The following is a 25076-nucleotide window of genomic DNA, read 5'->3' on the forward strand; positions in this document are numbered from 1 at the left end:
AGAACGCGTTCGACTCGATCAGGAGGCTCGCATGGAGAACTGGCGCGAAGGCGCGTCCTGCCGCACCGTTGACCCCGATCTGTTCTTCCCCATCGGGAGCACCGGGCCCGCGCTGCTCCAGATCCAGGAGGCGAAGGCGGTCTGCGCGGGCTGCCCGGTCCGTGAGGAGTGCCTGCGCTGGGCCCTGGACACGGGCCAGACCGTCGGCGTCTGGGGTGGTACGAGCGAGGCGGAACGGCGCGCGCTGGCGCGGCGCCGCTCCCGTGGGCGCTCCCGGAACACCTCCGCGTAGAGCGGGAGGGGCAGCACCGGGCCTCGCCACAGGGCCGGGTTCGGAGCAGACGACCGGGTCGCGGCGCAGCGAGAGACATTCCGCCGACGAGATCCGAACGAAGGACACGATGGAGATCGATCCGAGCCGGAACGGGAAGTCGTCGTACGGGGAACTGGGGACGCTCACCAGCGCGTTCGGCGGCGAGCTGCGCAACGTGTCCGACGCGCGGCTGGCCGCGGACGGCTATCTGCGGGCCCTCGCGCGAGCGACACCGCCCTCGGCGGCCGAGCACTGGGACGACATCCTGCTGGTGGTCACCGAACTCGCCGCGAACACGGTCCAGTACGCTCCCGGCCCCTTCGAGCTCCAGATGCGTCCCACCATCGGCGGTGTGCACGTGACGCTCCACGACACCAGCACCACCCCGCCCGCGCCACGCCGCTTCCGCCCGTCCCAGGGCGGGGGCGGCATCGGCTGGCATCTCGTCCACGCGCTGTGCGACCAGGTGAGCGTGATCGTGCGGCCCGACGGCAAGGACGTCCACGCGTTCCTGCCCTGGTGACGGGACGGTACCCGCGCCGCGCACGCCGACGCGGAGGTGTCGTTCCGCGCGGCACGGGCACACGGTTGCGGTGAGGAAGCTGTTCCGTCGCACGATCGAGGTGGAGCCTTGAGTCAGGAGCCGGAGCCGTCCGAGCGGCAGCACGCGGTGTGGGACCGGGTGCGCCGCACCGCCACCGGGATGAACCATCACCGGGCGAAGGCGGCCCTCGACGACGCGAGGAAGGCGGCCGAGGAGAATCCGTCCGCCGGCGGGACGGCGCCCGACACACAGACGGAGTTGGACGAATGGGAGCGGATCACCGAGACCCTGGCCGACCACGCCGGGTCCTACGACCCCGCCACGGACCCCTTCGTCCAAGGCCAGCTCGCCGCCCGGTCCCGTCGCGCACGGGCATCGACACGACGTGGCTGAGCCATTCCTTCCCTGTTGTCAGTCCCGTACGGAACAATGCTGGTCAGCCAGAAGATCACCGCACTCGTGCCGTGTGATCCCGTCCGTCCGTCGAAAGGCCGCCCGCACATGACGCCGACCCCGCATCTCCGTGCCGCGAGCGCCGATCGGAGGCCGGTGACCATGGTGCGGCCGCTGCCCCGCACGCCCGCCCCGCTCGGCCCCGAAGGCGCCGAGATCCTGCGTCTGATCACCCAGCGCCGGTTCCCCGTCCGCCTCACCGTGCATGCCAACGGCCGCCGTCGGTACGGCTATTGGCTTCCCTTCGATCCTTCGACCAGGCGCGGCGGCTGCTATGTCGCCCTGCCCACCGGCGAGTGCGACGCGCTGCACGCGGCGGGACGGATCACGCTCGGCGACCCGCTCGTCGACCCCGCGAAGACCACGTACGCGGTGCAGGCCCCGGCACGTACGACCGCCGTGGGCCGAGGCGAGACGACCGGACGGGGTGAGGGAACGGGGCGGAGTGAGGGAACAGGGCGGAACGAAGCGACCGGTCGGAGCGAGGGGATGGCTGCGAGCGGCTTCCGGCATGCTCTGACGGCCTGACTCCCCGCCGCCCGCCCTGACACCCGGCTTCCTGCCGTCGTGCCCTGACACCAGAGCCCTGCCGTCATGCCCTGACACCCGACTCCCGGCCGGTACGCCCCGCCGGTACGCCCCGACGCCCCGCCGGTACGCCCCGACGCCCCGCCGGTACGCCCCGACGCCCCGGCTCCCCGCTCCGGCCCTCGGACGGTACACGGACGGCACGTGGAGGGGATGCGGACGGCACGCGGAGAGCATGCGCACGCCATCCGAACGACGGCCGGCCGACGTGTCCCACCCGTACCACTGGCACTTACTCTGCAGTAATATCCGCGGGCAGGCCCCCCGAGGAGGAACCGTGCCACGGCCCGAACGATCACCCTTGCTGCTCGCAGGCCTTCTGGCCACCGCGGGCGTCGCCCACTTCGCCGCACCACGGCAGTTCGACGCCATCATCCCGCGCGCTCTCCCGGGAGCGCCCAGGACCTGGACGTACGTGAGCGGCGCCGCCGAACTCGCCCTGGCGGCAGGGGTGGCACTCCCCCGGACGCGCAGGGTCGCCGCGCTGGCCACCGCCGCGTTCTTCGTCGGGGTCCTCCCCGCCAACGTCAAGATGGCCGCCGACTGGCGCGACCGCCCCGCGCCGCTCAGGGCCGCGGCCCTGGCACGGCTCCCGCTCCAGGTGCCGCTCGTACTCTGGGCGCGCGCAGTCGCCCGGTCCGGAAAGGGACAGTCATGACATCTCAGGTGAACGTGGGCGACAAGGTCGAGGACTTCGCGCTGCCGGACGAGACCGGGGCGACGCGGAGCCTGTCCGAGCTGCTGGCCGAGGGACCGGTGGTGCTCTTCTTCTATCCCGCGGCCCTCACCGCCGGCTGCACCGCCGAGGCCTGCCACTTCCGCGATCTGGCCACCGAGTTCACGGCCGCCGGCGCGCGGCCGGTCGGGATCAGCGGTGACGCGGTCGACCGGCAGCAGGAGTTCGCCGACCGTCACACGCTCGGTTTCCCGCTGCTGTCCGACGTCGACGGAGCCGTGCGGGAGCGGTTCGGGGTGAAGCGGGGCTTCTCGCTCGCCCCCACCAAGCGGGTCACCTTCGTCATCGCGAAGGACCGCACCGTCCTGGAGGTGGTCCGCAGCGAACTGCGCATGAGCGCCCACGCCGACCGCGCTCTGGCCGCGCTGCGCGAGTACAAGGGCTGAGAGGTCCGGGGCGCCTCGCGCACGGCCCCTGTACGGAGTGAACGGGCCCCGCCCCTATGCGGATGGAGGGCGGGCCCCGTTCACTGTGCCCCATTCTCGGTACGGCCCGTGTCCGCCGACAGGGAGTGCGACCCGGTGACGTGGGGGACACCGGACACACCCCGTGCGCGCCGCGCGCCTCCCGTGTGCGCCCGGCGCGAACGCCCGCCCTGCCTTGCCCAAGCACCCGCCCTGCCCGAGCGGATGCCCCGGCGCCCCCGCGCACCGCCCTCCCCCGACCGGCACCCTGCGGCCGGCACCGCTCGCGAGGCGGCCTGTCCCGTTCCCGGCCGAACGGTCATCCTGAAGCCGAAGAGCCCGACACACGAACCACGGAGGCCCCATGATGGACCAGGTCGCATCCCTCGAAGTGAGACCGGCGGCGGGACACATCGGCGCCGAGATCACGGGAGTCGACCTGGCGGAACCGCTGACGGACGAGGTCGTGGCCGCGATCCGGGCGGCCGTACTGCGCTGGAAGGTCCTGTTCTTCCGCGGCCAGCGGCTCGATCACACCGCGCACGTCGCCTTCGCGCGCCGCTTCGGAACTCCGGTCCGTCTCCGCTCCCGGGGCAGCGCGTCGCCCATGGAGTTCCCCGAGATCGAGACGACGGCCGACCGTCTCGAACTGGGCGGGCGCTACGGCATGGACCACGAGGAATGGCTGCGCAGGCGCCGTCACTCGCTGCTGCGCGGGTGGCACTGCGACCACGGCGCCCGGGTCGATCCCCCGGCCGCGACGATTCTGCGCGCCGAGACCGTGCCCCCGTACGGCGGCGACACGACCTGGTCGAACCTGGCCGTCGCCTACGCGGGCCTCTCCGCTCCCGTGCGCGCCTTCGTCGACACCCTGCGCGCCGAGCACCGGCTCGGGGTCGGCTACCAGAGCCGGCCGGGCGACGACGCGTACGTCCGTCATCTCCTGGACCGTCAGATCGCCACCGACCACCCGCTGGTGCGGGCGCACCCGGAGACGGGTGAGCGGGTGCTGTTCGTCAACGGCTACTACGTCGAGCAGATCCTCGGGGTGTCCCGGCCGGAGAGCCGGGCACTGCTGGACATGCTGCTGGAGCAGGCGACCCGGCCCGAGTACACGGTCCGCTTCCGGTGGGAGGCGGGCAGTGTCGCCTTCTGGGACAACCGGGCCACCATCCATCTGGCACCGAGCGACACCGCCCACCTCGACCACCCCCGGGTCATGCACCGGGTGATGCTGGCCGGTGATGTCCCGAGGGGGGTGAACGGCGAGCCGTCGGCGCCGATCGTGGGCAGCGAGCCCGGCCGCTGGTGAGCGCGGTCCGCGGGCCGGGGACTGGACACCTCCGTCAGAAGACGCCCTGCCCGGGGACCAGGATCCCTCGCGGGTCGTACGTGTGCCGGGCGGTGGCCAGCCGTCGGTAGGCGGGGCCGAAGTGCTCGCGCCAGTCGGCCGCGCCGAAGGGGACCGAGCCGACCGGGTAGTGGGTGCCGCCCGCCGCGTGGACGGTGTCGTAGGCGGCCCGGTTGGCCGCGAGGAGACGGCCGACGGTCGCGGTGTCCTCGGGCGGGGTCGTGCGCAGGACCGCCAGCAGATAGGACACCCGGTCGTCGGGAGTGCGCAGCAGCGGGGCGTGCAGGTTCTCGCGCAGCACGGGGTACAGGAGGACGACGCCGGGCCCGAGGTCGGCCGGGGTGAGGTCCGCCAGCAGGGATTCCGCCAGTGCCGCCGTCGAACGGCCCGGCAGCAGCAGGTTCAGCCAGGGGTGGGCGAAGGCCCACAGGCCCGCTTCCTTGAGCGCGGCGACTCCGGCCGCGAGCCGGTCGAGGAAGTCGTAGTAGCCGAGGTCGCTCGTCTGGGCGCCCGCGGGGTCGTGCCGCAGTCCGCGCAGCAGCGTGGTGTCGTCGGGGGCGGGACCGACGGGCGGCCCGTAGGCGACGGCTTCGAGGAGGTAGCCGTTGAACGCCCCGTCGGCGTCGGCGGTCACCTGGCCCTCGACGTAGGCGAAACGGCCCTCTTCGACGAGCAGCCGCTGGTCGTCGAGGAACGTGCGCAGGTCGTCGTACGGCAGGAGGTAGTGGCGTACGGTCTCGGGCGCGGGGACCAGGCGCAGCGTGGCGCCGACGATGATCGCGCACTGGCCGAGTCCGGCGAGCACGGCGTGGAACAGATCGCGGTGGCGGGTCGGGGAGCAGCGGACGAGGTCACCGGCGCCGGTGACGACCTGGAGTTCCGTCACGTTGTCGACCTGGGCGCCCTGCTGGTGGGTCTGGCCTCCGATGCCGCCGACCGAGAGGGTTCCGCCGACGGAGAGTTCGAGGTAGTCGGTGAGGGTGGGCGGGGTGAGTCCGTGGGCCAGGGTGGCGTGGGCGACCTGGCTCCATCTGGCGCCCGCGCCGACGGTGACCGTCGTACTGCCCGGCCCGACCGGGCCGATGGTGGCGAGCGGCGCTGTCTCGATGACCAGGCCGCCGTCGACCTGTGCCTGCCCCTGTGTGGCGTGGCCCTGGCCGCGCGGTGCGACGGACACACCGTGCTCGTTGCAGAAGCGGACCATCGCGACGACGTCGCGCACCGAGCCCGGTCGCAGCACCGCGGCCGGACGCCGGTGGACGATGTGTCCGTAGTCGTCGGCGTCCGCCGTGAGCGAGGCGTCGTCGGTGTGCACGCTCCCGTCCAGCGGCGGAAGGCCGGCGAGCGGCCGACGGCCGGTGCCGGTCGTGGTGGCCGCCCAGCTCCGGGTGAAGGGATCGAACCCGACGACCGCGGCGCCGGCGGCGGCGAGGCCCTGAAGTGCGTTACGTCGCGAGGGTGTCCGGGGCATGCGCTCCTCCAGGGGCGGCCGCATCGAGATCAACTGGGGCAGAGTGTAAGGGACTTGAGAGCCCTTGGGGCCGGTTGATCCGAACGGGGTCACTGGGGCCTGTCTGACAGTTCCCGTCCGCCCGGCGACGTGATGCACGCAGTCTCGTGCGCCGGCCCGGGTCCGGCCTCGTCCCGTCGCGAGCCGATGGCCGGCCGCGGTGCCCCGCCTGCCCGGTGCCGGGCGAAACGGCCGCGTCCGCCGCCCCGGAGGGGACGGCGGACGCGGTGGGCGAAGGACCGGGGACGGTCAGTTGGCCGCCGAGGAGCCCTTCGGCTCGTCGCCGTCGACGTCGACCGGCGTGCGGCTGTATCCCTGGAGCTCGAGCGGGCTGTTCGCCTTCCCGGCGCCGCCCTCGGCGTTCTGCCCGCCCAGGTTCTGGCGGACCGAGTCGAGGATGGTCAGACCCTGGGCGACCAGGCCGGCCGCTATCTCGCCGAGACCGTCGGCGCCGTTGAGGACGTTGACGTTGGCGCCCGCGAGACCGCCGGCCGCCTCCTTGACGATCAGGGGCAGCTGGTCGATCAGCATCCGGTCGAGCGCGACCCGGTCGTGCGAGGCGGCCGCCTCGGCCTGGATCTTCATGCGCTCGGCATCGGCGATGGCGAGCACCTTGATCCGCTCGGCCTCCGCCTCGGCCGGCTTGACGACCTCGGCGACGAGCTGCTGCTGACGCAACAGGGCGGCGCGCTGGGCGAGTTCGGTCTGCGCCGCGAGGACCTCCTGCTGGGCGTGGGCCTGGGCGAGCGGGCCCGCCTGGGCGGCCATCGCCTGTGCCCGGTCCACCTCGGCCGAGTACTCCGCCTGCACGATGGCCGTCTGCCGGGCGTACTCGGCCTGGTTGCGCGCCGCCACCTGCTGCGCCTCGACGGAGGCCTGCGTGGCCTGCGCCTGGGCGATCTGGGCCTGACGCTGGATGGCCGCCTTGTGCGGCGCGGACATCGCGTCGATGTAGCCGGTGTCGCCGTCGTCGATCGACTGGATCTGGAGCGAGTCGACGATCAGGCCGATCTTCGCCATCTCCAGCTTCGAGGTGTCGAGGACCTCGGCGGCGAGCTTCTGCCGCTCGGTGACGATCTCCTCGACCGTCATCGAACCGATGATGGAACGCAGATGGCCCGCGAAGATCCGGCCCGTCAGGACCGACATCTGGTCCTGGTCGGACAGGAACCGCTGCCCCGCGTTGATGATGCTCTCGGTGTCGTTGCCCACCTTGAACGCGATCACGGCACGGACGTGCAGCGAGATGCCCTGCTTCGTGACACAGGTCTCGGTGACCTCCGCCTCGCACATGGACAGGGTCAGGAAGCGGGTCTTACGGAAGACGGGGAGCACGAACTTTCCGTGCCCCGTCACCACTCGGAACGGCGCGCCCCCCAGTCCCCGCCTGCCACCCGAGATCAACATCGCCTCATCGGGAGCGGGTACGCGATAACCGAACATGCTTCTCCTTCTCAACCGGCGCCGACGGCGACGCCGTCCAGCGCGTCCAGCGGATCGGCCCACTCGATGACGTCGACCGTGCGACATCCCCTGGACTCGATCACCAGCGCGGTCGCCCCTTTCGGCAGGGGCTCCCGAGACCAGGCGAGGAAGGTCTCGGATCCGCCTCTCACACGCACCAGGATCTCGCCGGGACCGGCGGGTCCCCGGGTGCCGATGAGCAGTTCCCCCGTGCAGCCGATCACGGCTTCGTCCTCCACCACAGCCGGCCACCCCCCATCACTCTGAATCTGCCTCTGACCTTAGACCCAGCCCTTTCAGGGCGCGTACGCCCCCCGTCGGTCGGCAGCCGCTCGGCGGGGTACGCGCCCGGGCCTCAGGAGAAGTGTGGGCTCAACTCCTGGTGAAGCGATAGGTCTTGCTGTCGGTCAGCACACAGAAGCCCGGGGACACCACGATCACGCGCAGGGTGGCGCTGCGCCGGTCGTAGTCGATGCCCTCGACCTCGAAGGTGCCCGAGCAGGAGCTGCGCAGCGGGAGCTGGCGCAGCGCGGTGACGTGTCCGGAGACGTCGGCCGAGCCGTTCGGCTCGCCGGACAGGTCGATCTGGAGGAGCGGCTTGGTCATCCCGAAGAGCGTGCCGGCGGGGTCGTCGGACGAGCAGAGCAGCCGGGTCGCGGTGACGAAGTCGCAGCCCTGGACGTCGCGCACGGCGTGGTCGAGGTTGATGGTGGACGCCTGCGGAAGGTTGGCGGAGGGCGAGGTGGCCGGGTTGATCCCGGGAGTCGGGAACACCAGGAGCCGGTTCATCGTGCCGTACTCGCCGGACACCATCCACGAACCGCTCGGCGCGATGCTGACGAACGAGTTGTTCAGCGCCTCTCCGGCGCTCAGCGTGTGGACGTACTCCGACCAGGCACCGCCCGGTGCCTGCACGCGGAACATCTTCGCGCTGCCGGAGTCGCTCTGGTACGGCTCCACGTAGTAGCCGTTGTACGAGGCGTCCGGGTCGCCCACGTGGTTCCAGCCCCGGCTGCTCACGCTCGTGGGGACGGTGCCGATGCCCGTGTAGCGGTTGGGACTGCCGGCCGGGACCTCGACGGAGGTCAGGCCCTGGCTCTCGGTCAGCGGGTCGGCGCGGTCCGAACCCACCTCGTTCCAGGTGTCGGCGGCCGAGGCCGGCGCTCCGGTGGCCACGGAGAGGACGGCGGCGGTGGTGAGGGTGACGAGCCCGGCCAGGACCGCGTGACAACGTCGCCGTGCGGGCATGCGCATGAAAGGTGCTCCTCGATGGGGGGTGTGGGTCGGCGCACAGTCTGGCCCGCCATGATGGTCATGTACAGACCAATCCGCGCCCGACACCGAACCCCGTCACCGGCGACACACCCCCGCCGTCTCCCCGTCGCCTCCCGCCCTCCCGTCGGCCATCACGTCGCCGTCGGCATCGAGCTCGGCCTCACCGCCCGCGGGGCCGATCGAACGCCGACGTCCGCGCCGGCACGGTCCCACACCCCCGAACGCGGCCGGGCCCGGCGGCTCACTCGGGAGGATGAGTGTGCCGCCGGGCCCGGAGAGGGCCGCGGGTCCGGGCAGTGACCGCCCGGACCCGCCGACCGTCAGTTGTTCGTGCAGCTGTTTGCGCCCGTCGGGTTCAGCAGCGCCAGCACGTTGACCGCGTTGCCGCAGACGTTCGCGTCGACGTCGACGGGGATCTGGACGACATTGCCGGACAGGAATCCGGGGCTGCCCACCGCGACGCCCACCGGTCCGGGGTCGGCGGCGGCGGTCCCGGCGGTGGCCAGCAGGGCCACGCCGGCAAGTCCGGCGGCAGCCATCAGACGAATACGCATTCCAAGCTCCGTTCATTCGCGGTGGTGCGAGCTCCTCCACCATCACCTCGGCGAACACTTGTCGACATTCCAGAGCAGCCGAACGGGGGTTCGCCCGCCGCGGCGGGCGTGGAAAGGCCCTGGCCCAGGACGTGTCGCGCGGGGCGTACGGAATGCCCGTAGCGTGAATACAGATCCGGTGGAACAGGGAGAGACCATGCCAACCAGCCAGCCCGACGCGTCCACGCCCTCCGACGACAGGGCGACCCCCGACACGCTGCTGCACACCGGGACCGAGGGCCCGGTGACGGCCGAGGACCTGGTTCTCGCCGCGGGTCGCGACGTCACACCGCAGAGCCTCGCCTGGGCCGAGCGCAAACTCGAGCAGGAAGGCTCGGCGGCGGTGGACAAGCTGCTGCCATAGGGCCCTGCCCGCAGGACGAGGACCCTGGACCGGCTCGGCCGGCTCCGATGCGGTGGAGCCGGCCGAGGATCCGCGAGTGAACGGGCGGGTCAGACGGCGGGGCACTCCTTCCAGGCCAGGTGGTAGACGGTGCTGATGTCACCGTCCGTCGAGTCCATGGTCATGAAGCTGGAGCTGCCGGGCGTCGAGGTGCCCGCGTTGACGCGAAGTTCGGTGTTGATGTTGAAGTTGCGCTGAACACCACAGGGCGCCCAGACCAGTTGGGCCCAGTCCGTGGTGTCCGTGGTCTGCCAGTCGTCGCCGTACGGGCCGCGGAAGGGGTGGGTGATGGAGGCCGTGTTCGAGGATCCCTGGAAGTAGTACGAGGCCTTCTCCGTGCTGCTGGCGCCCGGCTGGAGCGAGGCGAAGCCGCGGTAGTCCGCGCTGGCGATGGCATAGGTGAAGCCCTGTGGGACATGCACATTCAGGTTGAGCTGGCAGTTCTTGCGGAACGCGGTGGGGTCGGCGTTGCCTCCGACCTGGGCGAGGTACTCGCTGTAGGTCACCGTGAAGGCGGTGTTGTCCGGGGAGACGGCGACGGCAGCGGTCCCCTGGGGACAGCCGGATCCGTTGACCGTGGCGACACTGATGACGATCTTGTCCGGGGGCGGGTCCTGGATACCGGAGTTCGGGCTCGACAGGGGAAGCGCTGTGGCGAACAGGGCGGCGATCGCGCCACCCATGAACAGGCCACCGGCCATGGTGCTCCAATCCGTTGCGTCGGTGTTCCGGCGGCAGCACGCGGGTGCGCCGCCATGAATGGGGGGTGCGGCTCCCCGAACGGACGGGGAACCGTCGCGGACCAGCGTTGGATCAAGTGGTTCGTTTGCGCATGCGCATGACAAATGCACATGCGCAAGTCGCTCCCGGCTGTGAAGGAGCTGTGAAGAACGGGAACGACGAAATCGTACGTACGGGGGGCCGCGCCGGACAGGGCCATCTCCGGCCATTCGATACGCGCCGTTCACACCCGGCGCCGCGGTCACCGGCCTGTTCACCACGGTTCGCGCCACCCGCGGCCGTCGCGCCGGGCACGGCGGCCGCCCAGGGACCCTGCTCCGGGGGTGACGGTCTCCCGGCGGCCGTCACGGTGCGTGCCCGCCGCCAAGGCGCCGGAGCACGCGCGGGCGCCCCGGCCGCCCCCGCGTGAAGGACCCGAGCGCCCCTCCCGGACCCTGGTCCCCAGGCATTCGCTCCCGTGTCCCGGGCGGGCCGGAAGGGGGTGGGACCGCGCGAATCACCCGCCCCCTCAGCGCGTCCCGGGCGCCCCTGCGACACTGAGACACATGGATCCACGACACCTGAGACTCGGCCGCCGCCGGATATGGATGAGCAGCGCCGTCTGTTTCCTGGTCCTCGGGCCGCTCGGCTGGTTCTTCGGTGGCTGGATTCCCTTCGCGCTGCTGGCCGTTGCCCTTCTCATCGCCACCGCGGTCCTGCACTGGCGGGCTTCCACCTGGCTCGCGCCCGCCATCGCCAAGGGCCGGTCGGAGAGCAACCGGGACGTCGCCACCTTCTGCGTGGTCATAGCGGTGAGCGGCTACGCCCAGCCGCCCTCGCAGCCCGCCCCCTCCAAGGATGCTCTCGCGGCCCTGCGCCTGGAGGCCTACCGGGCCGCCGCCGACGACGATCTCTCCGAGGACCTCCGGCTCCTGGCGGCCGAAGCGCTGGCCGCGGCGGACCAGGCCAACGCCGAGGACACCCCGGCGGCCTGGCGGGCGGCACGGGCGAGCGCGGAGCGGCTGGCGCACGCCGCCCAGGAGGGCAATCCGTACGTACGACAGCTCCTCATCCAGTGGGTCGAGGGCAACCCGGCGAGCGACCGGTAGACGATCGCCGGTACGGCGGTCCCGGCGTGACGCGGTACATCGAGGCCGGCGGCCCCGGCCAGGGCCTGCGCCCCTTCCGGAACCCGGACGCCGCCGAGGGCGGCGAGGATCGACGGGCGGCACACCCGACCGACCCGGCCACTCGCCGCGCCCCGCGGGGGCCCGGCTCCCGGCTTGTCGTGCGGCATTCGCGGCGCGGCAGGCGTCACAACACGTCGGATGCACTCTCCCGGGCGGGATCCTCGGCTGCCGGGCCGTCCGGACCGCCGGCCGGAGCGGCGGCACGCAGCGCCGCTTCGACCCGGCGGTTGCTGGTCATGGATGCCGTGACGGCCGTCATCGACAGGAGGAGGACGGCGGCGGCGTAGAGCGGGGTGCGGATGTCGTACGTGGTGGCCAGCCAGCCGCCGAGGAAGGCCCCGACGGGTGCGGCGCACATGGCCAGCATGCGGGAGGTGGAGGCGACCCGGCCCATGAGGTGGGCGGGGACGATCGCCTGCCGGAGGGAGGGCGCGAGCACCATCGTGGCGCCCATGCCGGCCCCGCAGACGGCGAGCGCCAGCCCGGCCACGTACGGATTCGGGGCAGCGGCCAGGCCCAGGACGGCAAGACCTTCGACGGCGGCCGTGCAGGTCAGTGCGGTGCCGGTGCCGAGCCGTCGGCCGAGGTAGGAGGCGATGCCCGCGCCGAGCAGGCCGCCGGTGGCCTCCGCCGTGAGGAGCAGGCCGAAGCCGTAGGTGTCGATGCCGAGGCGTTCGCGCGCGAAGAGGGCGAGGACGGTCTCCACCGCGAGGAAGGCGATGTTCCCGACCGCCGGGCGGAGCGCGAGCCCGAGCAGCAACCGGTCCCGGAAGACGTACGAGGCCCCGGCCCGCGCCTGCCGCAGCAGCGACTCGCGGACCTCCGGCACGGGCCGGGGCATGGCGGGCAGCGTACGTACGAGCAGTGCGGAGAGCGCGAACGACAGCGCGTCGGCGAGCAGCGGAACCGCCCGCCCGAGCGCGAGCAGCGCACTGCCCGCAGGCGGCCCCGCGAAGCCGGACATGGCGGTCTGGGCTCCGCGCAGGCGGGAGTTGGCGCGCTCCAGGAGTGCGGGGTCGCGGCCCAGCAGATCCGGCAGATAGGCCGTGGCGGCCGTATCGAAGAAGAGCCCGCCGAGGCCGAGCAGGAAGGCGACGGCCGCCAGCAGCGGAATGCTCAGCACGTCGAGCACGGCCGCAGCCGCGGGTAGCCCGAGCAGCACCGCACGCGCCGCGTCCATGACCCACATCGTGCGCCGGCGGTCCCAGCGGTCCACCAGCGCACCGCCGAGCACCCCGAAGAGCAGCCACGGCAGCGTCCCCGCGGCCGTGACGACGGCGAGCGCCATCGGATCCCGCGTCAACGTCAAGGCGAGCAGCGGCAGCGCGGCATGCGACACCCCGTCACCGAGCGAGGACACCGTCTGCGCGGTCCACAGCCGTCCGAACCCGGTCGGCGACTTCCGAATGTCCGAGGTCACTTGGCGTCCCCCTCGGCCTGCTCGCGCGGTGCCGGGTGGAACAGTGCGAAGACGAGTGACGCGTCCGGCAGCGACGGATCGGACAGCTCCTGGTACTCGTCCGCCAGAGCCTGCAACCGCGCCCCCAGCTGTGCGAACCGCTCCTCGGTGAGTCGCAGATGCGCCATCCGTACGTGCCGCTCGCCATCCGCCGGCGACGCCTCCAGGTCCGCCACCGCATGCCGCATCAGCGCATCCGGCCCTCCCTCGCCCGGATCCGGCAGCACGATCGCCCGCGCGGCCATCGCGTAGTACCGCTCGGTGACACCCCGCACCTTCCGCGTCCGCACCACCTTCACCAGGCCGGCCCGCTCCAGCAGCCGCACGTGATAGCTGGAACTCCCCTTCGCAAGGCCCACCCGCTCGGCGATCTGCGTGATCGTCGCCGGCTCGAAGCGGAGCACGGCCATGATCCGGTGCCGCGTGAGATTGGAGACGGCGCGTAACTGGTCCTCAGTGGTGACGTGAAACGTCTCGGGAAGATCATCGGTAGGCATACGAGTAATGGTCAACGACTCTTGACCATTGCGCAAGCGGATTTACGCCGAACCCCTGCGCGAGCCGCGCGCCGGCACGGTTCCCCGCCGGCTCGAAGCCCTCGCACAGCAGGCAGAGCGGGCCAAGATCGATCTCGGCGGCACTTTCCGTACCTCAACTGCTCACACCCGGGGCCGCCCGAGGAGACGGCTGTCCCGCCGCGCCCCTCAGGGCCGCTCGAAGAACTGGATCACGCCTCCGGCCGAGAAGCACAGCGCGCCGACGAGGGTGCCCCAGTTGGCGATGTCGACGTTCACGAGGCTGCCGGTCGCCGGCCGTGTGAAGGCGGCCAGCGCCGAGACGAAGAAGAGCACGGAACCGAACTGGTTGACCGCGACGATCCACCAGCCGAGGTCGCCGGCGAGGACGCGGGGACGCCCGTGGCAGACCTCCACGACAGCGAGGTGGCCGGAGACCAGGAACAGGACGCAGCCGATCATGTCGGGCGCCCAGATCAGCCGGTCCGTCTGCTGGACCGAGAGTCCCCTCAGCAGCGAGTCCAGCAGATTGACGCCGAACACGAGCGTTCCCACGAACAGCAGGAACGTACTGAGCCAGTCGATCCGGCCGGGCTCGTAGCTCCACCACCTCCAGCGCCGCCCGGTCAGTGCGTCGGACTCGCTGTCGCGGCGAGGAGCGTTCACCGCCTGGAGCAGTGAGGCGTAGCCCCCGGTGTTGAAGAACAGGCCGCCCGCGAAGTAGATCCAGGCGCCCGTAGCGCCCCTCGAGCCGAACTGGGCGACCCCGGCCCCGAGGGCGAACAGCAGCCCGCCGACCGTGAACGCGGCCGCGGCGACGGCGTTCAGCCGGCGCAGCCGGGCGATCGACACGGTGTCCGCCCGCCGGGAACGGGCCTCGGCCTCGCCCGGGACGCGTACGGTGAGCAAACCGCGTTTACGGGCCCGGCGCGATTCCCAGACCGCGATACGCCCGTCGATGAGACGCCAGGTCAGCCGGGTCGTGAAGGGACCCGCCCCCTCGGAGCGCGCTTCGGTTCGACTCACCCGGCGACCATAGCCCGGAGCGGCGAAATCCGTCGTTCACCCGCCCCGTCACCTTTCGGACGGTTTTCCGGGGACGGGCGGGTCTGCCCACGAACGGGACATGCCTGTGCCGGCGAACGGGACACGCCTGCACCCGCCCGCTAACGGGACACGCCTACGCCCGCCCGCGGACGGGACACGCCCATGGCCGCGGACAGGACACACCCGTGGTCCGCGGCGTTCGGGCCGGTGGGCTCAGGACTCCGCCTCACGCCTCAGGAAGTTGGTCACCTGGCAGGCGAGACTGTCCCAGGCCGTGTCGGGACGCGCGCCCGCCTCGACGGGCGTGTCGTTCTCGATGCCACCCGCCCAGAGGTAGCGCTCGGTCCACTCGTCGTCGACCTTGAGCTGGACCTGGATGTCCATCCGGTCCAGGTCGGCGTCGGGGCCGGCCGCGAAGAGGACCGCGGTGGCCCGGCGCAGGGGATAGATGTCGTATCCCTCGATGAACTGCGAGTTCCGCCAGTCGAGGAAGGCGCTCTCGCCGTCGGCGCCGACACGGATATCGATCTGGCCGTCTTCGAGGAGGATGCCGAAATGCTCGGTGCCACGGTTCTCGACGGTCACCCGCAATCTGAAGTAGGTGAGTTCGTCGGCGGCGTCGTCGCGCCCCTTCGGGGGCTCCGCCTTCTCCACACCATGAACGCGAACACGCAGGCCGGCCTGCTCGTCGTACTCCTGCCAGTCCCCGACCACGTTCGGCTCGTGCACAGTCCACCTCTCCGCTTCAGAGAGTTGTTCCTATCTGTGCCCTCAACGAAGTGTCAAATGCGCCGAACATGCCGTGGCCAGCGATTTCGCCTTTCTTGATCGGTGATCAAGCCGTGCCCAGCCAGAATCTTTCCGCGCCACCCGAACGGGGTATTTCCGGGCGTGCTTCACATCACGTTCCCCGGAGGCCTCAGGCGCCGTCGCGCAGACGCCGGAGCTGTTCGTCGAGCGGGCCCAGTCCGACATCCCGGCGCCGCTCGTCGAGAGTCCCGGGCCTGCGTACGGGACAGGGGCGCAGGGTGACCGGATCGACGCGGGTTCCGTAGAACTGCGGCAGACCCAGTTCCACCGCGCAGTGGTCGGCGATGTAGGCGTGGTGCAGGGCCGGGCAGAGTCCGTCGGCCGCGGCCTGCGCGATCAGGTCGCGGCACCTGAGCTGCAGGCCGAGGTCCGGGGCGTGCAGCAGGATCATCAGGGCCGCGGTCGAGGCGGGCGCGCCGACCTGGTCGGTGGTCGGCCAGCCGTGCCGCCGGACGATCACCGCGAGCGCCTCGGCGTTGCCCGCGCGGCACGCGGCGAGGGGCTCGCGCCACGGCCCGGCGGGACGGTCCCGTGCCTGGCGCATCAGGCGGCGTTCCTCGTCGGCCCGGCGTACGAGCTCCCCCGCGAGGGCCCTGGCGAGCGCCGGGACCATCGGCGCGGCACCCCGGCCCCCGGGACCCGCCCCGGTGTCCCTGGCCGGCCGCCTCGGGGCGACCTTCACGGCACCGCCTGAAGCACCATCGAGAACCACACCTTCTTTCCCCTGGTACCCGGGTCGGCCGGCGCGACGCCCCAGTCGTCGCTCAGCGCGGCGATGATCGTCAGCCCGCGTCCCGACTCCTCGGCACCGTCCGCCGTCCGTGCCGCGGGTAGGGCGGAGGAGCGGTCGGCGACGGACACGCGCAGTTCGCGCGGGTCGCACTCGATGCCGACGGTGATGGTGTCGCCGCGGTCCGGGCTGCCGTGTCTGAGGGCGTTGGTGAAGAGTTCCCCGGCCGCGACCACCGCGTCGTCGACGCGGTGGGCCGGCAGCCGCAGGCGGGTGAGGTACTCGGCGACGACGGCCCGCACAGCGGGCACCCGCGAGGGGTGCGCCGGGACAGTGGTCCGCAGGCCGTGCGCCCCGCGCACCCGGCTCGTGGGGAGGCCCCCCGAGGCGGCGGTCCCGGAGGGGACGGCAGACACGGGGAGGGCGGGGGCCGCGACCGGCGCGGAGCCCGCGAAGAAGTCCGGGGCTCCCGACGGTCCGGAACCGGCGCGGGGGGCGGGGGCAGGGGACGGGGACGGTAGAGGTTCGGTCGGGGGCGGGGCCGCGGCCTGTACGCGCTCGGTCGGGGCCGGGGACTGTACCGGCTCAGTCCGTGCCGGGGCCGTGGAGTGCAGGGGCCCGGTCGGTGCCGGGGTCGCGGACCCCATGGGTTCGGTCCCGGCCGGAGCCGGGGCCTGTACGAACTCGGTCGGGGCCGGGGCCGCCGTCGGGGGTTCCGGTGCGGCCGGTGACGAGGGCTCGGCCCGTTCGGCGAGGTGGGCGCGGATTGCCTGGCCGTCCGCCGGGTGGACTCCTTGTTCCGGTACCCGCGTCTCGTGCCCCGGAGCCCGGCCGCCGTGGGCCGGTGCGGGCCACGGCTCGCGGCGCGGCGCCCTGGATGCCGGCATCGGTCCTCCTTCGGGTGCAGCCCGGGGGGGCGGCTGTCTCGGCGGCTGCCCGTGCAGCCAACACGCCGGACTGTCTCGGCGACCAGGGGGTATTCGGGTTGTCCGGTTGCAAGAACGTAGTGGCGCGGGATGTATGTTCGATCTTGTGAGGAACGGGAGCGGGGGCGGGGCGGCGGTGTCCCTTGACGGTGACACCGGCCGGGCGGGACTGCGTGACAAGCGGGTGCTGGTGACCGGCGGTACGCGGGGGCTCGGCGAGCAGATCGTGCGGCTGCTGTCCGCCGAGGGCGTACGGGTGGCCACCTGCGCGCGCACCGCGCGGGGTCTGGAGGCGCTGGCCGCTTCGATGGGTCCCGGTCTGTTCACCAGACGGCTCGACGTCACCGCGCCGGGGGACCTGGAGGGGTTCGTCCAGGACGCGGCGGAACGCTTCGGAGGCCTGGACGGCGTGGTGGCCTGCACGGGCGGTTCGCGCGGCGGCGGCTTCGAGGACGCGGACGCGGAGGACTGGGCCGCGACCTGGGCGGTGAACGTCGGTCACGCGACCCGGCTGGTGCGGGCCGCGGTCCCGCATCTGCGGGCCGCGGGCGGCGGCTCCGTCGTGGTGATCTCCTCGATCTCCGGCTGGAAGCCCGGCCCGCCCGCGCAGTACTCGGTCGCGAAGTCCGCGCAGATCCAGCTCGCCGCTTCGCTGGCCCGCGAGCTCGGTCCGGACGGGATCCGGGTGAACGCGGTCTCCCCCGGGTCCATGCTGATCCCCGGACGGCGCTGGGACCGGATGCGCCGCGAGGAGCCCGAGGCGTTCGCCCGCTTCGTGGCGGCGGAGCTGCCGGGCGGCGCACCGGTCGCGCCGCAGGAGGTCGCCCGGGTCGTGGCGTTCCTGCTGTCGGACTGGTCGAGCGGGATCTCCGGCGCGCACCTCCCGGTCGACCGCGCCCAGAACGCCCCCTCCCCCGAGGGGTACTGAGCCCCGCGGCGGACCGGCGGCACCGCTCCCGCTCATGGCACCGAGCCCGGTCCCGGGTGACGTGCCGGCCTCTCAGGCAACCGCCCCGAGGACCCCGCGGGAGCGGCGCTCGAACTCCTGCACGACCGGTTCGGCGCGGCGGGGTTCGAGGCGTCTGCGGAAGTCACGCAGGGCCTGGACGGAACGTTCGCTGTGGACGGTGCCGAGGGTCTCCAGCGCCAGGGTCGCGGTGCCGACCGCCTCGTCCAGGCGGTCCTGCTGAAGGTGCGCGGTCGCGAGGACGGAACGGCTGATGGCCTGGCGCCTGCGCCGGTCGGCGCCCGCGGCGAGCGACTCGCCGGCCGTGCGCTCGGCCTGCCGGGCCTGTCCCAGATCACGGAAGCACAGGGCGGATTCGGCCTGAAGGTAGTGATGGTCCAGATAGCGCACCCACGGTGACTCCTGCTCGGCCCCCTTGCTCGCCGCCAGTTGCCGCTCCGCCAGCCGCAGCGCCTTGGACGTGTCGTCCGAGCGGCCCTGCGCCGCATGTCCGCGGGCCGACATGGCGTACAGCCGCATCAGTCCGAGAGGGCTGCCCGCCCCCTGGGCCGTGACGATTCCGGCGCGGGCGAGTGTCACCCCCTCGTCGGGGCGGCCGAGGCTGGTGGCGAGGTGGGAGAGCCCGGCGAGTATCTGGCCGCCGAGCACCCGGTCGCCGCCCTCGGCACACAGCCGCAGGCCCTGGGTCATGTAGCGCTGGGCGAGGCCGTACTCCCCCGCGTCGTACGAGCTCCAGCCGGCCATGGCGGCCAGGCGCGCGGCGGCCGCGTACAGCGGCCGGCGCCGGCCGGCCGGTGTGCCGCGCCGCTGGAGCATCGGGACGACCTCGGTGGACAGGTAGTGCACGATGCTGGTGCGGACTCCGCCGCCGCCGTAGTGGTTGTCCATCTGGTCGAACACGGCGATCATCGCGTGCACCTGCTCGACGGGTCCGCCGCTCACGGGCAGCGCCGAGGAGAGCGCCTCCTGGTGCTCCAACAGCCAGAGAAGCCAATCGCGTTGGGGGGTCGTCAGGGCTGCCGCGACGAAGGGGACCGTGCCGAGGAGGCTGCGGCGGGAGATGTCGGTCGAGCCCAGTTCCGCGAGTGTGTGCAGGGTCTCGGCCACGTCCTCGCCGTAGACGAGCGCTCTGCTCGCGACCGGGCGCTGGGAGTCGGAGTGGAAGCCGAGGTCGGCGGGCGACATGGCGCGGCCCAGCCGCTCGGACAGGACGGCGGCGATCAACTCCGGGGTGCTTCCGCGGGGTTGCTGGCCTTGAAGCCAGCGAGTGACCGACGCCTTGTCGTAGTGGGAGTCCGCGCCCTGGCGGCGCCCCAGTTCATTGACCCGCAGAGCGAGGGAGGCGTAGGAGCAGCCGGCCTCCTTGAGCACGGTCCCCAGCACCTGATTCGGCCCGGCGCTCCTGCCGGCGTTCCTCATCTGCCCCTCGGCCACGGCGGCCATCCCGAATCGCCTCACATCCGCGTGCGGCTGCGCTCCGATCCCTTCTGGCGGGTTTTCAATTGCCGTGTGGACAAGCGCAGTTGAGAGTGATCGTCGCCGAATGTGCGACAGGTCACTCGATCACTATGGTGGCCCGCCCGCCGCCTGTGCAACCGGCGTCCTGATAATTTCAGAACGATCCGCGACGCTCTGTCCCTGTCACCGGCCGCGTGGCACACTGCCCCCTGAGACGGCCGTTACCGGGAGGTAGGACGTGGGCGAGAACCGCTCCGGCGGCAGCGCGCCGACCGTCCTGCGCCTGGTCCTCGGGAAACGGCTGCGTCATCTGCGGGAACGGGCGGGAGTCTCCTTCGAGGAGGCGGCGCGCGCCATCGAGGTCACGGCTCTGACGGTCCGCAGGATCGAGAAGGCCGAGGTCGGGCTCCGCATCCCGTACGTGAGGGAACTGCTCCGCGCCTACGGGGTGCCGGCAGCGGAGGTCGACGACTTCCTGGCCCTGGCCAGGGAGGCCAACAAGCCGGGCTGGTGGTACTCCTACCGCGACGTACTGCCGGACTGGTTCAGCGCCTACGTGAGCCTGGAGAGCGAGGCCGGCGTCATCCGTCTCTACGAACCCCACTACGTCCCGGGCCTGTTGCAGACCCGCGACTACGCCACGGCCCTGATGCGCGTCGGTTTCCCCAACGAGACGAAGCAGGACGTCGCCCGCCGCGTCGCCCTGCGGATGAAACGCCAGGACCTGCTCGCCAAACCGGACGCCCCGGCCGTCTGGGCGATCCTGGACGAGACGGTGCTGCGCCGGCCGGTGGGCGGACCCGAGGTGATGCGGGCCCAGTTCGACCGGCTGACCGAGGCCCTGGACCTGCCGAAGGTCCGGATCCAGATCATGCGCTTCGGCGTGGGCGCGCACCCGGGGGCGTTCGGCCCTTTCCACCACTTCCGCTTCGGCTTCTCCGAACTCCCCGACATCGTCTACACGGAGAGCCTGGTGGGCGCGGTCTACGTCGACCGTCCCGACGTCGTCGTCAGCTATCTCGAAGTACTGGACCGGATGTCCGTACAGGCGGAGCCGGTCGCCCGGACCAGGGCCGTCCTGGGCGAACTGCGTAAGGAGTTGTGATCCATGGGACCCGTGCACAACGGCATGTCAGCGGCCGGTCTGGGGACCGGGGGCTGGCACAAGCCCTGGAGCGGCACCAACGGCGGAAGTTGCGTCGAGGCCAAGCGGCTCGCCGACGGAAGTGTCGCGCTGCGCCAGTCACGGGACCCCGAGGGACCCGCGCTGATCTGTTCCCGCGACGAGATGGCCGCGTTCATCGAGGGCGCCAAGTCGGGACAGGCCGACTTCCTGATCGCCTGAACGAGTCCGCGCCGCGCCTTCGGAGACCGCAACCACGCCCCCACGACCGGACAACCCGCACGCACACTCCCGCCGTGCGGGTTGTCCCCCCATACTGGCGAATCCGTTCGTCCCGGAGGGAGCGGATACGGGCATGATCCTCCAGCAGGCTCTCGCACGGTGCCGGACGCTCGTCGTCGAGGGCCCCGACGGTCTCGACCGGCGCCCGTTCCTCGCCGAACTGGCCCGCCACCGCTTCACGATCCGCCCGCTGCACGGGCACCTTCACCACGTGGACCCCACCCAGCCCTACCGCGAACTCCTGTCCGCGCCGGGCCGGCTGGCCGTCGACGGCGGTCTCGTCCACGAACTGGTCTACGGACCGCTGCGCCGCGGCCGCTCCCGGGTGACATGGATCCAGGCGCTCGACTTCGCGGAGGCGGTGGCCGAACGCGGGGGAGCGCTCGTCCATCTGACGGGCCGGACGGACGACGCCGAGGCGGCCTGCGCCTACGAGCGGGTACTGCGGACCCTGGCCCAGCACGTCCCCGTGATCACCCTCGACACCGGAGAACCGGCCGGCGCGGTCCACGACCCCTCCCGGCCTGTCCGTCAACTCGACTTCTGTGCAGGCCTGTTGCCGATAACGTAGGGAACCGACCGCGCGACGCACGGCAGGAGACCTCCTATGGCCGACCGACCCGCCCCCGACCAGGACGCACTGTCCAAGATCGACACCACGGTGCCGCACTCGGCTCGCATCTGGAACTACTGGATGGGCGGGAAGGACAACTACGAGGTGGACCGGGTCGCCGGTGACGCGTACCGCGAAGTCGCCCCGAACATCGAGACGATGGCCCGCGCCTCGCGCGACTACCTGGTCCGTACCGTCACCTTCGTAGCGGGCGAGCTCGGCATCCGCCAGTTCCTCGACATCGGCACCGGCCTGCCCACGTACGACAACACCCACCAGGTCGCCCAGCGCGTCGCGCCCGGGTCCCGCATCGTCTACGTGGACAACGACCCGCTGGTGCTGCGCCACGCCCAGGCGCTGCTGACGAGCACTCCCGAGGGCGTCACCGACTACATCGACGCGGATCTGCACGAGCCCGAGAAGATCATCGAAGCGGCGTCCCGGATCCTCGACTTCTCCCGGCCCGTCGCCCTGATGCTGATGGGCATCCTCGGCCACATCCAGGACTACGGGGAGGCCAGGTCGATCGTCCGGCGCCTCCAGGAAGCCCTGCCTCCGGGCAGCTGCTTCGTGCACTACGACAGCACGGACACGGACGCCGCGCTCAAGGAGGCCCAGCAGGGCTACGACGACACCGGGGCGATCCCGTACGTGCTGCGCAGCCCCGGACAGATCGGCGCGTTCTACGAGGGCCTCGAACCGGTCGAACCCGGCGTCGTGTCCTGCCCCTTGTGGCGTCCGGAGCCCGGTACGTCGCCCGAGCCCACGGACGTCCACGGAGGCGTGGCCCGCAAACCGTGAACGGGCCCGCCCGGCAGGTCAGTCGCTCGACGCCGGCTCGATGTTCTGGTTCAGCCGGAACAGGTTGGCGGGGTCGTACTCGGCCTTCACCCCGGCCAGCCGGTCGTAGGTGCCGCGATAGCTGGCCCGGACACTCTCCTGGTCCTCGGCCATCACCATGTTGACGTACGCGCCGCCCGCGGAGTACGGGAAGAGGGCGTCGGAGTAGTCGACGCTCCACCGCTTGATCACCTCGGCGTTGGCCGGGTCGGGATCGACACCCGCGTAGACGGCGGCCCAGCCGGAATCGCGGTAGCCCCAGGCGGTGTCCGTCGGGCCGACGTCGTGGACGGCTCCGTCGATGGGGTAGAGGTGCATGGTCGACTTCCAGGTCGGCATCCCGGCACCGAACTTGGCGTGCAGCTCGACGGCCTCGCCGGGGATCTCGTCGACGAAACCGGCCCGCCAGTACCACTGGTCGCCGGGCGGGTAGACGCCGTCGAACGCGGACTGGATGGCCGGGTGCGGCATCGGCGCGGGGCCGTGCAGCAGGGGCTCGGGCAGGGCGTCGAGCAGCGGGGCCATGTCCCGGGCCGCAGCGTCGGTGTCGTCGCCCACGCGGCACCACATCACACCGCAGACCTTCTTCAGGTGCAGCTCCTCGGGGAACGGCGGTCCCGGCGGGACCGAGGCGAAGAGGAAGAAGCCGCCGAGTTCACGCGGCGCGTGGGGAATGAAGTCGCGGTAGGCGGCGAGGACTTCGGCGCCGAGCTCGACGGGCCAGAACGTGGGACCCGCGACGACCGTGCTCACTTCGTGCAGCCGGAAGAGGAACGAGGTGACGACGCCGAAGTTGCCGCCGCCGCCACGGATCGCCCAGTAGAGGTCGGTGTTCTCGTCGGCGTCGGCGCGGACGCGCTCACCGTTCGCCAGGACGAGCTCCGCCTCCAGCAGGTTGTCGACGGCCAGCCCGCACTTGCGGGTGAGATGGCCGAGTCCGCCGCCGAGGGTGATGCCGCCGACCCCGGTGGTGGAGATGATGCCGCTCGGTGTGGCCAGGCCGTGCTCGTTGGTGGCGCGGTCGACCTCGCCCAGGAGGCAGCCGCCGCCGACACGTACCGTACGGGCGGCCGGATCGACCTCGATGTCCTTCAACGGGGAGAGGTCGAGGACCACTCCGTCGTCGCAGGTGCTCAGGCCCGCCCCGTGATGGCCGCCGCCGCGCACCGCGAGCGGGAGAGCGTGGTCGCGGGCGAAACCGATGACCAGGGCGACGTCCTCCGGGGAGGTGCACCGCGCCACCAGGGCGGGGCGCCGGTCGATCATCGCGTTGTAGACGGCACGGGCCTCGTCGTACCCGGAGTCCTCCGGGCCGATCAACTGCCCTTTGAATCCGGAGAGTTCCTGGCGTGCCGCTTGTACCGGTGTTGTGGACATGTGCATCCCCGTATCTGGGGACCGCCCCAGGTCCGGCGTCCGGGCCGTGGACCGGTTCCCCGCCATTGGGTCCGATGTGCCCGTTTCAGCCCGATCAATGACCAGCCTAACCCCGTCACATCCGCCTAGCTCGGCGACCCGTGCGACCTGCGACGCACCGACCGCACACGGCCGGAGACGGCAGGAGACGGCAGCGCGGACGTCGCCGGGCGCTTCGATCCCGTACGGATCGAAGCGCCCGGCGACATGGTCGGGAAACACGGCCGGACAGCGTGGCCGGGCGTCACGGCCGGGTCCGCCGGCCGGTCATCCGTGGGAGGCGACCGGCTCGGTCTCGTCGCGTCCGGCGGCCAGCGCGGGTTCCGGCAGCATCGCGTACAGGGGCGTCGGACGCGCCACCCGCAGGCAGGGCGCGGGCACGGACGGGTCCAGCGGGGCGTGATCGGCGGCGCGGGCCCGCCACGAGGACCAGATGATCTTTCCACCCACGTCCGTGGCACAGCAGCCCCAGCCGTCGCTCAGGGCGGCGATCTGGGCCAGACATCCCTGCGGTGCCCGGTGCGGGCGGATGTCCTGACTGTTGTCCGAGACGGCGGCGAACAGACGGCGGCCGTTCCACCACATCTCGATCGTGGTGTTCTTGTCCGCCGAGTGCTGCTCGATGGTGCGGAGCAGCGCTTCCGCACAGCGGCAGACGGACTCGGCGAGATTCTCCAGGTTCCAGTACCTGAGGTGCGCGGCCAGAATCCGCTTGACCTGTCCGACCCTTTCCTCGCTGAGCTCCACATCAAGGTGGTAGTAGCAGGGGACTGCGGCTTTCATCGTCGTTGGCTCCTCACCGGCGAAGCTCTCGCTCCTCCTCGCCCCCTGCGGGACCGAGCCCCGATTGCGAAGCGTGAGCACCGATCGCTCCTGAGTCACCCTCAGCATGAGAGGGCTACTCCATTCGTGCAACCCGAGCGCGAGCCCAATGTGGTTGAAGAACCAACAAGACGCTCGGTCCCTGTGCAGGCACCATGAGTGAGGGTGTCGCTCCGTGACGGAACGGCTCCCCTTCGCGTACGGCCCTCATCCGCCGGCCAGGCGAGCCGTGCGCGGTCGAGAGATCGGGAAGGTGACCAGCGTGATGCTGCTGCCTGCCAAAGCCGAGGTCGCCAGGCATCTGGAGCGCTACCGGGCGTGGGAACGCCTGCTTCTCGCGACTCCCGCCGACCGCGTGGTGCGGGGGAACTTCGAGAACACCGGTTACACCCTGTGCGTCCTGATGGGGAAGCGCTGCGCGCGGGAGGCGGCGAACGCCGCCGAGGTCTATCTGCAGGACGTTCCGGCACGGATCTGAACGACGGTCCCAGGGACCGCACCGAGAGGGCCTCTCGCGGCAACGA

Annotated in this window: 29 protein-coding genes and 1 pseudogene; 15 read left to right on the top strand and 15 right to left on the bottom strand. The window is 71.8% G+C overall.

Translation table 11 applies throughout. The annotated features are described in order from the left end of the window. The first annotated feature begins 31 nt into the window (after positions 1-31). The 7 genes from OG485_RS04390 (at position 32) to OG485_RS04420 (ending at position 4350) form a co-directional block, all read left to right on the top strand. Positions 32-292 carry a WhiB family transcriptional regulator gene (locus OG485_RS04390; protein ID WP_326789774.1) on the top strand — a complete coding sequence of 87 codons (261 nt, stop codon included), beginning with the start codon at positions 32-34 and terminating at the stop codon, positions 290-292. A gap of 109 nt (positions 293-401) precedes the next feature. After that, a complete protein-coding gene (locus tag OG485_RS04395) occupies positions 402-836 on the top strand; it encodes an ATP-binding protein (RefSeq protein WP_328664682.1) in 435 nt (144 codons plus the stop codon). Positions 837-944: 108 nt separating this feature from the next. After that, positions 945-1250, top strand: a complete 306-nt coding sequence (locus tag OG485_RS04400; RefSeq protein WP_328664683.1) for a hypothetical protein — start codon at positions 945-947, stop codon at positions 1248-1250. A gap of 108 nt (positions 1251-1358) precedes the next feature. Continuing rightward, positions 1359-1838 (top strand): cell envelope biogenesis protein OmpA, encoded by a 480-nt coding sequence (locus OG485_RS04405; RefSeq protein ID WP_328664684.1) that lies wholly within the window; start codon positions 1359-1361, stop codon positions 1836-1838. Positions 1839-2175: 337 nt separating this feature from the next. Then, complete coding sequence (locus tag OG485_RS04410) at positions 2176-2556, top strand: DoxX family protein (RefSeq protein WP_328664685.1); 381 nt, start codon at positions 2176-2178, stop codon at positions 2554-2556. Further along, positions 2553-3020, top strand: coding sequence for a peroxiredoxin (locus OG485_RS04415; protein WP_328664686.1), 468 nt, complete (start codon positions 2553-2555; stop codon positions 3018-3020). The genes OG485_RS04410 and OG485_RS04415 overlap by 4 nt, the downstream gene beginning before the upstream one ends. 382 nt (positions 3021-3402) lie before the next feature. Further along, complete coding sequence (locus tag OG485_RS04420; RefSeq protein ID WP_328664687.1) at positions 3403-4350, top strand: TauD/TfdA dioxygenase family protein; 948 nt, start codon at positions 3403-3405, stop codon at positions 4348-4350. Between the two features lie 34 nt (positions 4351-4384). Here the strand turns inward: OG485_RS04420 and OG485_RS04425 are convergent, their stop codons facing one another. The 5 genes from OG485_RS04425 to OG485_RS04445 all read right to left on the bottom strand — a co-directional run bounded on the left by OG485_RS04425 (position 4385) and on the right by OG485_RS04445 (position 9192). Then, positions 4385-5860 (bottom strand): FAD-binding protein, encoded by a 1476-nt coding sequence (locus tag OG485_RS04425; RefSeq protein ID WP_328664688.1) that lies wholly within the window; start codon positions 5858-5860, stop codon positions 4385-4387. A gap of 288 nt (positions 5861-6148) precedes the next feature. Further along, positions 6149-7342, bottom strand: coding sequence for a flotillin family protein (locus tag OG485_RS04430; RefSeq protein WP_328664689.1), 1194 nt, complete (start codon positions 7340-7342; stop codon positions 6149-6151). Between the two features lie 11 nt (positions 7343-7353). Then, the gene (locus tag OG485_RS04435; protein WP_328664690.1) at positions 7354-7605 is read right to left on the bottom strand and encodes a hypothetical protein; all 252 of its coding nucleotides are present in this window, start codon (positions 7603-7605) and stop codon (positions 7354-7356) included. Between the two features lie 130 nt (positions 7606-7735). Beyond that, a complete protein-coding gene (locus OG485_RS04440; RefSeq protein ID WP_328664691.1) occupies positions 7736-8617 on the bottom strand; it encodes a hypothetical protein in 882 nt (293 codons plus the stop codon). 341 nt (positions 8618-8958) lie between these two features. Beyond that, a complete protein-coding gene (locus tag OG485_RS04445) occupies positions 8959-9192 on the bottom strand; it encodes a chaplin (RefSeq protein ID WP_328664692.1) in 234 nt (77 codons plus the stop codon). Between the two features lie 196 nt (positions 9193-9388). Here OG485_RS04445 and OG485_RS04450 point away from each other — a divergent pair, with 196 nt between their 5' ends. Beyond that, positions 9389-9595, top strand: a complete 207-nt coding sequence (locus tag OG485_RS04450) for a hypothetical protein (RefSeq protein WP_328456281.1) — start codon at positions 9389-9391, stop codon at positions 9593-9595. 89 nt (positions 9596-9684) lie between these two features. On the opposite strand, the gene OG485_RS04455 is transcribed toward OG485_RS04450, so the two are convergent. After that, a complete protein-coding gene (locus OG485_RS04455; RefSeq protein WP_328664693.1) occupies positions 9685-10335 on the bottom strand; it encodes a DUF4360 domain-containing protein in 651 nt (216 codons plus the stop codon). A 585-nt stretch (positions 10336-10920) separates the two neighbouring features. On the opposite strand from OG485_RS04455, the gene OG485_RS04460 reads away from it, so the two are divergent. Beyond that, positions 10921-11463, top strand: coding sequence for a hypothetical protein (locus tag OG485_RS04460; protein WP_328664694.1), 543 nt, complete (start codon positions 10921-10923; stop codon positions 11461-11463). A gap of 205 nt (positions 11464-11668) precedes the next feature. Here OG485_RS04460 and OG485_RS04465 read toward each other — a convergent pair whose 3' ends face one another. The 6 genes from OG485_RS04465 to OG485_RS04490 all read right to left on the bottom strand — a co-directional run bounded on the left by OG485_RS04465 (position 11669) and on the right by OG485_RS04490 (position 16416). Beyond that, a complete protein-coding gene (locus tag OG485_RS04465) occupies positions 11669-12964 on the bottom strand; it encodes an MFS transporter (protein WP_328664695.1) in 1296 nt (431 codons plus the stop codon). Next, on the bottom strand, positions 12961-13500 hold the full coding sequence (locus tag OG485_RS04470) for an ArsR/SmtB family transcription factor (protein ID WP_328664696.1): 540 nt from the start codon (positions 13498-13500) through the stop codon (positions 12961-12963). The genes OG485_RS04465 and OG485_RS04470 overlap by 4 nt, the downstream gene beginning before the upstream one ends. A gap of 207 nt (positions 13501-13707) precedes the next feature. Continuing rightward, positions 13708-14544 carry a hypothetical protein gene (locus tag OG485_RS04475; RefSeq protein WP_328664697.1) on the bottom strand — a complete coding sequence of 279 codons (837 nt, stop codon included), beginning with the start codon at positions 14542-14544 and terminating at the stop codon, positions 13708-13710. A 234-nt stretch (positions 14545-14778) separates the two neighbouring features. Continuing rightward, entirely contained in the window at positions 14779-15294 is a 516-nt protein-coding gene (locus OG485_RS04480) for a hypothetical protein (RefSeq protein WP_328664698.1), read from the bottom strand. A gap of 190 nt (positions 15295-15484) precedes the next feature. After that, entirely contained in the window at positions 15485-15988 is a 504-nt protein-coding gene (locus OG485_RS04485; RefSeq protein ID WP_328664699.1) for a DUF6624 domain-containing protein, read from the bottom strand. A gap of 65 nt (positions 15989-16053) precedes the next feature. Then, entirely contained in the window at positions 16054-16416 is a 363-nt protein-coding gene (locus OG485_RS04490) for an ATP-binding protein (RefSeq protein ID WP_443048654.1), read from the bottom strand. Positions 16417-17137: 721 nt separating this feature from the next. Between OG485_RS04490 and OG485_RS04495 the strand changes: the two genes are divergently transcribed. After that, the gene (locus tag OG485_RS04495; protein WP_328664700.1) at positions 17138-17959 is read left to right on the top strand and encodes an SDR family NAD(P)-dependent oxidoreductase; all 822 of its coding nucleotides are present in this window, start codon (positions 17138-17140) and stop codon (positions 17957-17959) included. Between the two features lie 72 nt (positions 17960-18031). Here the strand turns inward: OG485_RS04495 and OG485_RS04500 are convergent, their stop codons facing one another. Continuing rightward, positions 18032-19441 carry a hypothetical protein gene (locus OG485_RS04500; protein WP_328664701.1) on the bottom strand — a complete coding sequence of 470 codons (1410 nt, stop codon included), beginning with the start codon at positions 19439-19441 and terminating at the stop codon, positions 18032-18034. Positions 19442-19694: 253 nt separating this feature from the next. Between OG485_RS04500 and OG485_RS04505 the strand changes: the two genes are divergently transcribed. From OG485_RS04505 to OG485_RS04520, 4 genes are all read left to right on the top strand, one after another. After that, complete coding sequence (locus tag OG485_RS04505) at positions 19695-20561, top strand: helix-turn-helix domain-containing protein (RefSeq protein ID WP_328664702.1); 867 nt, start codon at positions 19695-19697, stop codon at positions 20559-20561. Positions 20562-20564: 3 nt separating this feature from the next. Continuing rightward, positions 20565-20801, top strand: coding sequence for a DUF397 domain-containing protein (locus tag OG485_RS04510; RefSeq protein ID WP_328664703.1), 237 nt, complete (start codon positions 20565-20567; stop codon positions 20799-20801). A 133-nt stretch (positions 20802-20934) separates the two neighbouring features. Further along, entirely contained in the window at positions 20935-21432 is a 498-nt protein-coding gene (locus OG485_RS04515; protein WP_328664704.1) for a hypothetical protein, read from the top strand. Positions 21433-21468: 36 nt separating this feature from the next. Continuing rightward, positions 21469-22275, top strand: a complete 807-nt coding sequence (locus OG485_RS04520; RefSeq protein WP_328664705.1) for an SAM-dependent methyltransferase — start codon at positions 21469-21471, stop codon at positions 22273-22275. Between the two features lie 18 nt (positions 22276-22293). On the opposite strand, the gene OG485_RS04525 is transcribed toward OG485_RS04520, so the two are convergent. Both OG485_RS04525 and OG485_RS04530 read right to left on the bottom strand, forming a co-directional pair. Further along, entirely contained in the window at positions 22294-23691 is a 1398-nt protein-coding gene (locus OG485_RS04525; protein ID WP_328664706.1) for an FAD-binding oxidoreductase, read from the bottom strand. Positions 23692-23997: 306 nt separating this feature from the next. Then, a complete protein-coding gene (locus OG485_RS04530) occupies positions 23998-24513 on the bottom strand; it encodes a pep a2 (protein ID WP_328664707.1) in 516 nt (171 codons plus the stop codon). Between the two features lie 304 nt (positions 24514-24817). Between OG485_RS04530 and OG485_RS04535 the strand changes: the two are divergent. Continuing rightward, positions 24818-25009, top strand: a pseudogene (locus tag OG485_RS04535) (DUF5133 domain-containing protein); the annotation flags it as partial. Between the last annotated feature and the right edge of the window lie 67 nt (positions 25010-25076).

Source organism: Streptomyces sp. NBC_00328 (assembly GCF_036139655.1).
Classification (GTDB): domain Bacteria; phylum Actinomycetota; class Actinomycetes; order Streptomycetales; family Streptomycetaceae; genus Streptomyces.